The organism is Sporosarcina sp. BP05 (assembly GCF_014282005.1).
Taxonomy (GTDB): domain Bacteria; phylum Bacillota; class Bacilli; order Bacillales_A; family Planococcaceae; genus Sporosarcina.
The window spans coordinates 1-12,154 of sequence record NZ_JACFTD010000024.1 but is presented as its reverse complement, the minus strand read 5'-3'; the positions used below and the strand labels follow the sequence as shown (position 1 = coordinate 12,154).

Annotated in this window: 12 protein-coding genes; all 12 read right to left on the bottom strand. The window is 40.4% G+C overall.

Going from position 1 to position 12,154, the window contains the following annotated elements:
• Positions 1 to 22: 22 nt before the first annotated feature.
• The 12 genes from H2672_RS17370 to arr all read right to left on the bottom strand — a co-directional run bounded on the left by H2672_RS17370 (position 23) and on the right by arr (position 11,889).
• Positions 23 to 2,149: an HD family phosphohydrolase gene (locus H2672_RS17370; protein WP_186673469.1), complete on the bottom strand. Its 2,127-nt coding sequence runs from the start codon at positions 2,147 to 2,149 to the stop codon at positions 23 to 25.
• A gap of 73 nt (positions 2,150 to 2,222) precedes the next feature.
• A complete protein-coding gene (locus H2672_RS17365; protein WP_370569693.1) occupies positions 2,223 to 3,167 on the bottom strand; it encodes a PhoH family protein in 945 nt (314 codons plus the stop codon).
• Between the two features lie 4 nt (positions 3,168 to 3,171).
• Entirely contained in the window at positions 3,172 to 4,269 is a 1,098-nt protein-coding gene (locus H2672_RS17360) for a sporulation protein YqfD (protein WP_186673464.1), read from the bottom strand.
• Complete coding sequence (locus H2672_RS17355) at positions 4,262 to 4,519, bottom strand: hypothetical protein (RefSeq protein ID WP_067208378.1); 258 nt, start codon at positions 4,517 to 4,519, stop codon at positions 4,262 to 4,264. The genes H2672_RS17360 and H2672_RS17355 overlap by 8 nt, the downstream gene beginning before the upstream one ends.
• Positions 4,520 to 4,569: 50 nt before the next feature.
• Positions 4,570 to 5,067, bottom strand: coding sequence for a hypothetical protein (locus tag H2672_RS17350; RefSeq protein WP_186673462.1), 498 nt, complete (start codon positions 5,065 to 5,067; stop codon positions 4,570 to 4,572).
• Positions 5,068 to 5,104: 37 nt separating this feature from the next.
• Positions 5,105 to 6,118, bottom strand: coding sequence for a flotillin-like protein FloA (gene floA, locus H2672_RS17345; RefSeq protein WP_186673460.1), 1,014 nt, complete (start codon positions 6,116 to 6,118; stop codon positions 5,105 to 5,107).
• On the bottom strand, positions 6,118 to 7,452 hold the full coding sequence (locus H2672_RS17340; protein WP_186673458.1) for an NfeD family protein: 1,335 nt from the start codon (positions 7,450 to 7,452) through the stop codon (positions 6,118 to 6,120). Before H2672_RS17340 ends, floA begins: the two co-directional genes overlap by 1 nt.
• 190 nt (positions 7,453 to 7,642) lie before the next feature.
• Positions 7,643 to 7,816, bottom strand: coding sequence for a 30S ribosomal protein S21 (gene rpsU / locus H2672_RS17335; protein WP_067208368.1), 174 nt, complete (start codon positions 7,814 to 7,816; stop codon positions 7,643 to 7,645).
• A 105-nt stretch (positions 7,817 to 7,921) separates the two neighbouring features.
• Complete coding sequence (gene deoC, locus H2672_RS17330; protein WP_186673456.1) at positions 7,922 to 8,593, bottom strand: deoxyribose-phosphate aldolase; 672 nt, start codon at positions 8,591 to 8,593, stop codon at positions 7,922 to 7,924.
• A 114-nt stretch (positions 8,594 to 8,707) separates the two neighbouring features.
• Positions 8,708 to 10,066 (bottom strand): tRNA (N(6)-L-threonylcarbamoyladenosine(37)-C(2))-methylthiotransferase MtaB, encoded by a 1,359-nt coding sequence (gene mtaB, locus H2672_RS17325; protein ID WP_186673454.1) that lies wholly within the window; start codon positions 10,064 to 10,066, stop codon positions 8,708 to 8,710.
• Positions 10,067 to 10,934: 868 nt separating this feature from the next.
• Positions 10,935 to 11,132 carry a hypothetical protein gene (locus H2672_RS17320; RefSeq protein WP_186673451.1) on the bottom strand — a complete coding sequence of 66 codons (198 nt, stop codon included), beginning with the start codon at positions 11,130 to 11,132 and terminating at the stop codon, positions 10,935 to 10,937.
• A gap of 340 nt (positions 11,133 to 11,472) precedes the next feature.
• Positions 11,473 to 11,889: an NAD(+)--rifampin ADP-ribosyltransferase gene (gene arr / locus H2672_RS17315; RefSeq protein ID WP_186673449.1), complete on the bottom strand. Its 417-nt coding sequence runs from the start codon at positions 11,887 to 11,889 to the stop codon at positions 11,473 to 11,475.
• Between the last annotated feature and the right edge of the window lie 265 nt (positions 11,890 to 12,154).

Sequence of the window (12,154 nt, the reverse complement as noted above, 5' to 3'; positions counted from 1 at the left end):
TTACAACTAGCTCCCTTCGTACTCACTTCGGATATTCAATCCGGTTATGGAAAATCCCATTTAACGTCTCACACATAACTCTTTCCGCTTTCTTCAATTCCTTCATAGTAAGATCGCATTCATCGAATTGGCCATCGTTCATTTTATCATTAACGATAGATCGTACGAGTGCTGCAATTTTTTCTGAAGTCGGTTCTTTCATTGATCGTACAGCGGCCTCAACACTGTCTGCTATTGAGATAATTGCGATTTCTTTTGTTTGAGGTTTTGGTCCTGCATAGCGGAAATCCTCTTCTTTTACATCTTCCCCAGATTCCTTAGCTTTAAAGTAAAAATATTTCAACGTACTCGTTCCATGATGCTGACGAGCGATATCAATGATTTCTACTGGCATTTTATGCTTTTCAAGAAGTTTCGCACCGTCTTCTCCATGGGCAATAATGATATCCCTGCTTTTTCCTGGTGGTAATGAGTCATGTGGATTTTGACCAGCATGCTGATTCTCAATGAAGTAACCAGGTCTTAGCGTTTTTCCAATATCATGATAATAACTTCCCACCCTGGCAAGAAGTCCATTCGCACCAATCGATTCACATGCCGTATCGGCAAGATTTGCGACCATAACGCTGTGATGATAAGTACCTGGCGTTTCAGTTAGCACTTTTTTCAGAAGCGGGTGATTCGGATTCGATAGTTCGATAAGTCGCATATCCGATAATAGCCGAAAGGCAGACTCAAAAAAGGGCATGAGCCCAATTGTAAGTGCTCCTGACAATATGCCCGAAACAATTGCCGCTATCATATAATACACTAATTCCGTCAAATCGTAAGATGACTGTGTCATCAAGAGGTAAAATGCGATGAACATCATATTTGAAACGGAAACCCCTAAACTTGTCCGTAAAATATTCGATCGTCTGCCATTGTCTCCTAGTAAATACAAGCTCACAATACCTCCGAAAAGTATGTACAATGCAACTTCCATCTGAATGATTGCCGCATAACCTTCTTGTAGCAGAATGCCCGCTGTTGCCGCGGTGATAATTGTCGTCATCAGCGCAAGTCGCTCGTTCGTCAGTAGCTTAATAAGCATTGGAGCGAGTGCTGTCGGAAACAGGAATGCTAAAAGAACATCAAAATCTTTTTCAATAAGGGAAATGAGCTTCATTATGATAACGAGCAGGAAAAAAACAACTAATACAATGAGCAATGCCTTTTTCTTCACAACTCTATTTTCACTCCAAGACAGGAAATGCATATAAATAATCGCACCTACAAACAGGACAAATATAATTAGGCCCGCCAGCGGTTTCATTGACGACTGATTTGACAATACGCCTGCCAGCTCTAATTGCCTATATATTTCTTTGTCAATAACCTGCCCTTCACGGACGATTACTTGTCCTTGCAAGATGCGGGTAGGTTCGACGCTTTCCCGAGCCTGTCCAATCCTAGCCTTTGTCATTTCCTCATGAATCGATTCCGTCTCTACAACTAAGGAGCGGCTAAGTGTTATTAACGTCTGTAAGATTGAAGGTGGAACCGAATCTGTAAGCCTAATTTTCCGTTCCGCTTCATAGCGGGCAGTTGACAGATCCGCTGTTCGTACCGGTTTCGATAATTCTTCTCCTAGTACACCGACTAATACGCTTTGCGCGTTCAGTAAAGCATCTGTACTCAGGGTTAAAAGATTAGCTATGGCATCATCACTAAGTCGCAGACTAGGCTCTTCTTTTTCCAAACTGATAAGTTTAGTGCGCATTTCTGCGACTAATTCTTTGGAGGACTTAGAAGCCATCTCCGAATTAGTTTGATCGTGCTCATCTAGAGTTTTTACTTCGGTTAGAAAATCGAACAAAGACGTAGCGATTGCTTGTCTATTTTTAACAACGTCTTCTGAAAATACATATGAAGGGCCTACTTCATTAGCGGCACGTTCCCTATCCTGTTCGGTTTTCACTGTGTCCTCAACCGTTTTTAAGGAACGAATGGTATCTGGTGCAATTTGAAAAGATTCCAATTCATATGTTTCTTTTTTCACACTTCCATACATGAAAGAAAACAGAAGTATAGTGGATAGACCGATTAAAAACAAGGATAAGTAATTGAATTTAAGTGATTTAAATAGCTTCCTGATTGGTTGGAACATTGGAATCTCTCCCCCTACTTCTCTATAGCTATAATCAGAGCAGCAATGATACTAAAGAAAAAGCAGTCACTTTCTATGACTGCTCCTGTTCGTATGCTTCAATTATTTTTGCAACGATTGGATGACGTACGATATCACCCTGCTCCAAGTATTGGAAATGAATTTCTCCTACTTTACTAAGAATTTTTTCAGCGACAATAAGTCCCGATTCAGTTCCTCTTGGCAAGTCTATTTGCGTTTTGTCCCCGTTAATTACCATTTTTGACCCGAAACCGAGACGTGTTAAAAACATTTTCATTTGTGCTTTTGTTGTATTCTGTGCTTCATCAAGAATAATGAAGGCATCATCGAGTGTCCGTCCCCTCATATAAGCCAGCGGTGCAATTTCGATAACACCTCGTTCCATAAGTCGATCTGTTTGTTCCGCCCCCAAGACATCGTGTAGCGCGTCGTAAAGCGGCCGGAGGTATGGGTCAACTTTCTCTTTCAAGTCGCCTGGGAGGAAGCCCAGACTCTCTCCTGCTTCGACTGCGGGACGTGTTAGGACAATCCGCTTCGCAGAACCCGTCTTCATCGCTAAAACAGCTAGTACGACCGCTAAGTACGTTTTCCCAGTCCCAGCTGGCCCGATACAAAATACAAGATCTCGCGATCGAATCGCGCTGACATATTCACGCTGACCGATAGTCTTTGCACGAATCGCTTTTCCTTTCATATTCCTTGAAATTTCTTCATCGTACAACTCTGCAAAATATTCAATTGTGCTACTCTTCACCATCTCGAGAGCAGTCGAGACATCACGTTGATTGATATTAATGCCTTTACGTATTACTTTCAATAACTGTTCCAAAAGCGCTTTGGCCGAATTCCTACTATCTTCAGCGCCACTGATTGAAATTGTGTCGCCTCTAGTCAATACTGAAACGTTTAACTGCTCTTCAATCAGTTTCATATTTTGATCAGAAATTCCGAGAAGCATTACTGTTTCATTAGGGTCTTCAACATGTAGTTGAATCATTTGCTCATCCAATAGGCTCAGTCTCCTTGGGAATCAGTCTCTTAACAGCAATATTGTCATTAATAAGAAACAATATTGTCCCTCTAACTTTATCATTATCGAATGTCACGTGTAAAACTTTTTCATCTTTAATAATTGCATTCGAAAAAGATTCCGACATTAATTTATTTTTTAACAAAGGAATTATAACCGTTTCTTCCATACCTTCAACCAATTCAAAGTGCCCTGCGGTTTCTTCCATATGTCTTTCGGTTTCGATGAGAGACCCTAGAGTCCATCCTTCTTTTCCTTGCTGCTTCCATGGGAGGTTAAAAGTATAGTTCACAATTTCATCACCTTGTAACTGGAAATTGATTTTTTTCGGTAGAGTAAACGTGTATTCGACCCAATAATCAGCATACACGGCACCGTCCGCTCCAACAACTGTTGTTTTATCACCTTGCTCCAGTATACCTGTGGCTAGCACGTCCCCTTTCTTAACAGTCTGATGAACATGACCGACCCGTTCCCCCTTTTCTAACTCGAAACGCGTTATAACGCCGCCTGTACGCGCTACAAGGTGAGACGGCTGTTCCTTCGTTTCAACAATGTTAGTTGTAGGAGGTGATAACATCGGAATAATTGTCAGAGATGTTCCAACCCGTCTAAATCTAACCCATGATAAAGCGGGATCATCGAGCATGAGCTCGCGGCGGATTTCACCTTCATCAGGAATTAAAACCAAGGGTCTTAACAAAACGATTGAACTTTTTTCGAGTTTTTTTTCAATTCTGTCCACGACTTCCGGCATATCCGATTCAACATCTACTGTCCAAAGGAAAAATGAGGCAACAAAAGGAATGAGACATGCGATGAGAAAGCGGCTTGATTTGAAAAGTCCAATTGATCCTGACTCAAGATTCGCAATCGAAATGGCCACTTTTAATCGATAATGCCTTCTATTACGCCGAATAGCACGAAGCCCGCTACGATCTGTTCGAAAACGTGCCACCCCATCTACAACTGATAGCGATGTTATTTTTGTTCCAATTGTTACAAGTTTCGTGAGGAATCCAGAAAGGTTACCGTCGCCTGAAATTCTAACAGCATAACGTTTACGCATTGCGCTCCGCTTCCTTGTCTGCACCTGTCGTCACATTCATAGTAGTAATTGATGTGAAAGTGAAAACAGCAACTTCTTCTGATAACGTTTCAACTGTTAAATCGGTACCTATCGCCTCAATCCTGTATTCTCCACTGCTGATGATTGCGAAATCGGGGCCTAGTTTCAACAAAGAATAAGGGCCATTTATCCGCAATGAAGCGAAATCTTCAATTGTAACTGATGAACCGGTTTGAAATAGTCTTTTCAAAATATAAAACCCCCTATCCACATCGTATGATTCGGATAGAGGGTCAATGCTTATCTTTTTGATTTCGGTGGGCCAAAAATTTCAGAGAATACAATGCCTTTCAGCAAGTCGTTTTGATTTTTCGGCATTAACTCGTGCGATTGTATAGTGGACATAGTTGGACGTTGACCACCATGTGCAGTCAATCTTCCACTATGTCGATTCGTAGATGAATCCGGGCGTTCGATGTGTCGATTCGCTGATGAATTACCACGTTCTTTTCTATCAGCAGTTGGTCTTGCAGGTGATGCTACTTTAGGAGCAGGGGAAGCCGTTACTGTTGTTTGTTGCTGCTTTGGTAGCTGACGGCTAGGCGGCTCCGCATCTGCTCCTGCCATTTCTCTCTGCAATTCACGGTACATCTCTTTTAATTTAGTCGTCGGACCCTCTGGAGCACGCCCCGTTGCCGTGAACGGCTTAGGCTGCGGCCCCTTCTCAGGTTCTTTTTTCTTGCCTCTAAAAAAAGAGCCTACAAGAGCCAAAATGATAAAAATGATTAGCTGTTCCATTCGTGCATCCCCTTTCCAGGAAATGGCTTATCAAGTATTAGTTCTTTTTAATTTCTGTAGATTCCTTATCCCCACCAAAGTTACTGATAGAATCACGCATTCCTGTATCTGCCTGGATATTTTTATAATTCACATAATCCATGACTCCAATATTACCTTTACGTAGCGCTTCAGCCATAGCAAGCGGAACTTCCGCTTCAGCACTGACAACTTTCGCACGCATCTCTTCAACTTTCGCTTTCATTTCCTGTTCATTTGCAACAGCCATTGCACGACGTTCTTCTGCTTTTGCCTGTGCGATGTTTTTATCAGCCATTGCTTGCTCAGTTTGAAGTTCTGCACCGATGTTTTTACCAATATCAACGTCTGCGATATCAATAGATAGAATTTCAAATGCAGTACCTGAGTCAAGACCTTTTGCTAAGACAGTTTGAGAAATCATATCTGGATTTTCCAATACTTTTGCATGGTCGATAGATGAACCGATAGTCGAGATAATACCCTCACCAACACGGGCAACGATTGTTTCTTCACCAGCACCACCGACAAGACGGTCTATGTTTGCACGTACTGTAATACGCGCCTTTGCTTTTACTTCAATCCCGTTCATTGCCACACCAGCGATGAATGGTGTTTCAATAACTTTCGGGTTAACGGACATTTGAACTGCCTCTAAAACGTCACGACCCGCAAGATCGATAGCCGCAGCACGTTCAAATGTAAGTTCAATATTTGCACGGTGTGCAGCGATTAGGGCGTTGACAACACGGTCGACGTTCCCTCCAGCCAAGTAATGACTTTCAAGCTGGTTAATTGTTACATCTAGTCCAGCCTTATGTGCTTTAATTAGTGGATTGACAATCCGGCTCGGGATAACCCGGCGGAGACGCATACCAATCAGTGTGAAGATGCTTACTCTTACTCCCGCTGCCATGGCAGAAATCCATAGCGCTACAGGGACGAGTGTGAAAAATACGGACAATACAATTATTGCGATAACAACGATTGCTACAATACCTATTAAACCTGCTGAACCTGCGATTACTGGCATTATTCATTCTCCCCTTTCTCTTTTGATTCCCTAACTACTGTTCGGGAACCTTCAACCTTTACAATGATAACACTTATTCCTTTGCCAATGTAGCTTCCTTCAGAAACGACATCAATTCGTTCGCCATCAAGTTCAATTGCTCCAGATGGTCTAAGCGGTGTAGAAGTTTTGGCAATACGTCCAAGTAATTCAATCCTATTCACATTCGAAACATAACCACTTTCCGTATCAGTTGTATCCATTAGCACAACTTTGTTGAGCAAGTGCAATTTTTTACCGAAAAATTTCATAATAATCACCATCCCTATAACAGCGATAGCAACCGCGATAAGGACAGAAATCGCCATATACATCGGATTGCCGCCTGCCATAATAATACTTCCAATAATTGCGAGCGATCCAATTACCCCTGCTATACCATGCGGCAGGAAGATTTCCGCTACGACCAAAACCGCCCCTATAAGGAACAAGATAATCGTTTCGTAACCTGCAAGCCCCGCAACAAGATGTCCGTAAAAGAATAAAACCAACGAAATACCGGCCATTGTACCCGGTACACCGAATCCCGGAGAATATAGTTCAAGTACAAATCCCAATCCAGCGATTGATAAAAGAATCGGTACAACGATAGGATGTGTGATGAAACGTGCAATGCTCTCAGCAAATGTTTCATTTGTTGATATGATATCCGCATTTTCGAGACCCGTTTCTTTTAGCAATTCATTGAAAGACCTAACTGTTCCATTACTGTAACCGATTTTTTTTGCTTCATCCGCTTTTAGCGTTAGTAGTTTGCCTACTCCAGCCCGATATTCAGGTAGATTAACATCAGGTTCTGCCATCGCTTCTGCATATTTCGGTTCTCGGCCTTCCTTCGATTCAGCTGCAATTATCATTTCTGTAACCCATACACTGTGGGCTTTGTCATTTGCCGCATTTCCCGACGAAACGATTACTTGCGCGGCTCCCATTGTTGCAGTAGGTGCCATATAGATTTCATCAGCATAAAGCGCAATGAAAGCACCTGCCGAGATTGCCTTATTATTAATGTAAGCGATTACCCTTAGGGGACTTTGATCCAATAGCCTAGCAATTTGGTCAGCCGCATCAGTGAATCCACCCGGTGTATTAATCTCCAGGATGATAGCATCTGCTCCCGCCTCTTCAGCTTCTGCAAATGACCGCTGTAAAAAAGCGTACAAGCCTTTCTCCACCACGTTTTCAATTGGAACTTTATAGACTTTCGAAGTTGCCGCTCCTGTTTCTAAGAGTGGGAATGCGAACGCCGATACGAATAAAATGAACAGGATAATCCTTCCTATCATTTTATGCATAGTTTTTTTCACCTCTCTCTTTATAGATTCTATTATATCTCTATATACGTTTAGATTGCTCGGAAGTTTCACTTTCCCTTAAAAAGTTTTATTTTACCTCATATACAAATAAACCGGAAAACCCATAAAGGATTTTCCGGTTTACCAAATTTTAGTTTTAAAACAAGGTCGAACTCATCACCACAGGAAATCAGAATTTACGTTTCCTTGCAGCTTCAGATTTCTTTTTACGTTTTTCACTTGGCTTATCATAAAACTCACGCTTTCTTACCTCTTGTATTGTTCCACTTTTGGATACAGTACGTTTGAAGCGGCGAAGAGCATCTTCAAGCGATTCGTTTTTACGAACAACAGTTTTCGACATATCTCTTGTCCCTCCCTCCAAACACACTTCTATAACATGACCAAGTGCCATGTACTCATAAATTATACCGCGGATTTAACTATTGGTCAATATAAAACTTTTAAATTAATAATCAGATTGGGATTCAAGGCCCTGCATGATCTGAACGCCTGAACTAGCGCCGATTCTTGTAGCCCCTGCATCAATCATTTTCTTCATATCCGCTAAGTTTCGGACACCACCTGATGCTTTAACACCCATATCAGGTCCAACAACTGCCCTCATTAACTTGACATCCTCTTCTGTGGCACCGCCTGTTGAGAAACCTGTCGATGTTTTCACGAAATCAGCACCTGCAAGGACAGAAAGTTCACATGCTTTCCTTTTTTCCTTATCCGTTAAAAGAGATGTTTCAATGATGACTTTAACAATTGCTTTTCCTTTTGCAGCATTAACTACCGCTTCAATATCTTTTTTCACAGTTTCATCATCACCACCGCAAAGAGCGCCAATGTTGATAACCATATCGATTTCTTTTGCACCGTTTGTAATTGCATTCCCAGTTTCGAACGCTTTTACTTCAGAAGTTGAAGCTCCCAGTGGAAAACCAATTACTGTACATACTTTAACAGGTGTTCCTTCTAGCGCAGCCGCTGCTGTTTTCACCCAAGTTGGGTTTACACATACTGATGCAAATGTGTATTTTCGAGCTTCTTCACATAATGTTTCGATTTCGTTTTTCTTTGCGTCAGCTTTCAATATTGTATGATCAATATAAGTTGCAAAATTTGTATTCAAATGAATACCTCCTCAAGTTGTCCGTACTTCTTTCATCATATCAAGAACAATTCATTTCTGCACGAAAAAAGCTATACCTACTCAAAATAAAGTAGGTATAGCTTAATTGAAACCTTAAACAAGTTGTGTTGCTTCCTCCACAACGCGGACAAACTGCCCTTCGTTATATGGATAACCTGCTTTAGCAACTTTCACACGAACTATTTTGCCCACCATTGATTCATCGGCTGGGAAAACAACTTTCAAATAGTTATCTGAATAACCTTCATACAGTCCGCTATCCGGTTCAAGTTTATATTTCTCTTCTGGAATTACTTCAAGCACTTCATCTTCAAAAGTAGACGCATATTGTTTCGCTAGCTGATCATTTAATTCGATTAAACGGTGAACACGCTCGTTTTTCACTTCTTCTTGAACCTGATCTTCCATTCTAGCAGCTGGAGTACCTGTCCGTTTTGAATAAGGAAAAACATGAAGTTCAGAGAATCTATGATCACGTATAAAGTTGTACGTTTCCATAAACTCTTCTTCCGTCTCGCCTGGAAAACCGACGATGACGTCTGAAGTGATCGCCAGTTGCGGCAACGCTTCACGAAGTCTATCTAGACGGTCTGCGAAAAACGCCATTGTATACTTCCGGCGCATACGCTTCAATACTGTGTCTGAACCGGACTGAATTGGAATGTGCAGATGACGGACGATAGTTGTTGACTCACGGAGAACCTCAATCACTTCATCCGTCAGTTGGCTTGCTTCAATCGAACTGATACGTAGACGTTTCAGTCCTTTGACCTGTGTTTCAAGGTCACGGAGCAGACGGGCAAGATTATAATCTTTCAAATCCTCACCATAGCCGCCCGTATGTATACCGGTTAATACAATTTCAAGATAGCCCGCATCGACAAGCTGCTGCGCTTGACGAATGACTTCTTGCGGATCACGGGAACGCATTAATCCACGTGCCCAAGGAATGATGCAGAACGTGCAGAAGTTGTTGCAACCCTCTTGGATTTTAAGGGACGCACGTGTACGATCTGAAAATGTAGGGACGTCGAGTTCTTCATAGATCCTGTTTTTCATGATATTACGGACAGCATTGATTGGCTGACGCACCATACGGAATTCATCAATGAGTCCGAGAAGTTTAGCCCGATCTTGTGTTCCGACGACGATATCTACTCCTGGAATCGCCATAATTTCCGCAGGGGACGTTTGTGCATAACAACCTGTTACGCAAATTACAGCGTCCGGATTTTTCCGAACAGCACGACGAATGACTTGCCGGCTTTTTTTATCACCGGTATTCGTCACTGTACATGTATTAATGACATAAACATCAGAATTTTTTTCGAAGTCACCGCGGACGTAACCAGCTTCTTTAAAAAGCTGCCAGATCGCCTCAGTTTCGTAATGATTCACCTTGCAACCTAGCGTATACAGAGATACGGTTTTCGGAAGCTCGTTGTTACCCATATTTGTTTTTCATCCTTTCATTACACTCAATAAAAACATGACTTATCCTATAATATCACAATTATTCAAAATTGGTCTAACCTTTCAGGTCATCAATTATTAACGATGGTTTGTTAAATTGGGCACAACGCAACCTTACTAGAAAGAAAAAACGGTCTGCAAACTTCAATATAGTCCTGCTTGTTAGTCGATACTATAAGAAATTGGCGAACGTACGAACACGGCTTTCTTCGAGAGCAAAGTTATAACTTATTAAAAAACTACCAAGGGATAGTCGTAAAGAATCCAATTATCCGGAAAAGGAAATTGGTTAAATCCGATTCCGTTGTGGTATGGATCATGTTCAAAAACATGATTACTTATTAGTGTGAAAAACGGGACGGTGTACTTGTCAGAGTAGGGTGAAATACACAACATTAGATTGTTCTTCCTCCGGTGAGTACTTTAAAAGAGAACCTTCCATCCCTATGCAACATTGTACAAACGTCTGGGAAGACCTAGATCCGTGACCACGGCGTCGGTCTAAACATCTCCGAGGCCGGTTTCAATTTACGTCCATAGACACTGTTAAACCAACACTTCGGACAACCCTTGTGTAAAATTTGTGTGAAATCATTTAAGTGTATATTTTTGTCCGCTTACTCTTTCGGTAGAGTAAGCTTTTTTCACTATGACTTCTACTGGAATTTCAACAATCAGTATCGTATACAATTTTCTGGGATTTAGTTTTTTATATTGAAGTCTTCCAAGACGTGTTTATATATATAGTTAATTCTCGAAAACACTTCTGCCTCAAGTTATTGTACATGCTCGTCTAATTTCTGAAGGAAAAGCTCTTTTGGCTTCTTTTGATTACCTTCTATTCTAATCATTTCTTCTCGTCCACCCAGTCATTCAGCCACTTAATTTCCTCCAGAGATAAACTTTCTTCTTTTACTTCCATGTCTACCACCTTCCGCCAATTAGCATCTTCCCACTCCAAATGCCTATCCCATTCTTGCATGGTGTTCAATGCTTTTTCTGTCTCCAGTTGCTGCCTAGTTTTAAATGGTATTATAATCGCCATACACGCCACCTCTTCCGATAAGATCTGTTCCTTCTATTGTATAGGGTCCAATTGAAAGAATCAAAAAAGCATTAACTATAAATAGCACGTTTTTTTCGAGAGTGCATAGAATTATCTGTTTTTTATTTCAATCGTCATTCTTTATCCGGAATAGTTTGAAACTATCGAAGTGTTTATGTAAAAATAAATACAATTGATAAAGAAACCAGTATGCAGCAAACGGGCCATTTTCCAGAATGACGAAAAAAGCCCAATTTCTCAATTTTGATACTGAAAAATTGGACTTATTTACATTTACTTAATTTTTTCTCATAAGTCATGACTTATGAATTTTTAAAGATTAATCGTATATTACATTTAATCCTTGTTCACTTAACTTTTTTAAAGATGTTAGCATATGATTTATTTCTTCATCGGAATGTCTTTCCCATGAACTTAATTCAGCTATTATTTTCAAAGGAGAATTAGACCTATAAGAACGTGTTGGGTTTCCAGGAAATCTTTTGTCAGTTAAGTTTGGATCATTTTCAAAATCATCTAATGGTTCTACAATATAAATTCTCTCTTTTGATTTAGATTTTGCTAATTCAGCACCCCATTTAGCAGCATCTAATGTCGCAGTAAAATATATATAGTTAGATTTTTCATCTTGGTAATTTGATAAGTGTTGTGGTTCTAATAAATCACCAATTTTTAGTTCTGCTTTAGTACCATGAAAAAAAGGACCATTATCTAAGACATCTTTTTTATCATTCATACGGATACACCCCTTATATTTTCCGGATTTGTCTATATCAGTATAGTACAGGAATTTCAAAAAGAGTAGTCTGTAAATAATTTATAAAACATGGTATAATGTAAGTAGAGAAATGATGTCGAACGACAATTACCTATTATTTACGTTTTAATTAGCAATCAATATTTATGGTTGCTGGGGGTTTTATGAATTGATATAAAGTTTTGTATTTAAAGAGTGATCTAAAGCAATCGGGTGCGATTGTATAACAAAAAAATCTGTAATC

Excerpts from the sequence above, each read along its gene's own strand:
- H2672_RS17370 (WP_186673469.1), bottom strand. The coding sequence starts at position 2,149 with ATGTTCCAACCAATCAGGAAGCTATTTAAATCACTTAAATTCAATTAC.
- H2672_RS17365 (WP_370569693.1), bottom strand. The coding sequence starts at position 3,167 with ATGATTCAACTACATGTTGAAGACCCTAATGAAACAGTAATGCTTCTC.
- H2672_RS17360 (WP_186673464.1), bottom strand. The coding sequence starts at position 4,269 with ATGCGTAAACGTTATGCTGTTAGAATTTCAGGCGACGGTAACCTTTCT.
- H2672_RS17350 (WP_186673462.1), bottom strand. The coding sequence starts at position 5,067 with ATGGAACAGCTAATCATTTTTATCATTTTGGCTCTTGTAGGCTCTTTT.
- floA (WP_186673460.1), bottom strand. The coding sequence starts at position 6,118 with ATGCCAGTAATCGCAGGTTCAGCAGGTTTAATAGGTATTGTAGCAATC.
- H2672_RS17340 (WP_186673458.1), bottom strand. The coding sequence starts at position 7,452 with ATGCATAAAATGATAGGAAGGATTATCCTGTTCATTTTATTCGTATCG.
- rpsU (WP_067208368.1), bottom strand. The coding sequence starts at position 7,816 with ATGTCGAAAACTGTTGTTCGTAAAAACGAATCGCTTGAAGATGCTCTT.
- mtaB (WP_186673454.1), bottom strand. The coding sequence starts at position 10,066 with ATGGGTAACAACGAGCTTCCGAAAACCGTATCTCTGTATACGCTAGGT.
- H2672_RS17320 (WP_186673451.1), bottom strand. The coding sequence starts at position 11,132 with ATGGCGATTATAATACCATTTAAAACTAGGCAGCAACTGGAGACAGAA.
- arr (WP_186673449.1), bottom strand. The coding sequence starts at position 11,889 with ATGAATGATAAAAAAGATGTCTTAGATAATGGTCCTTTTTTTCATGGT.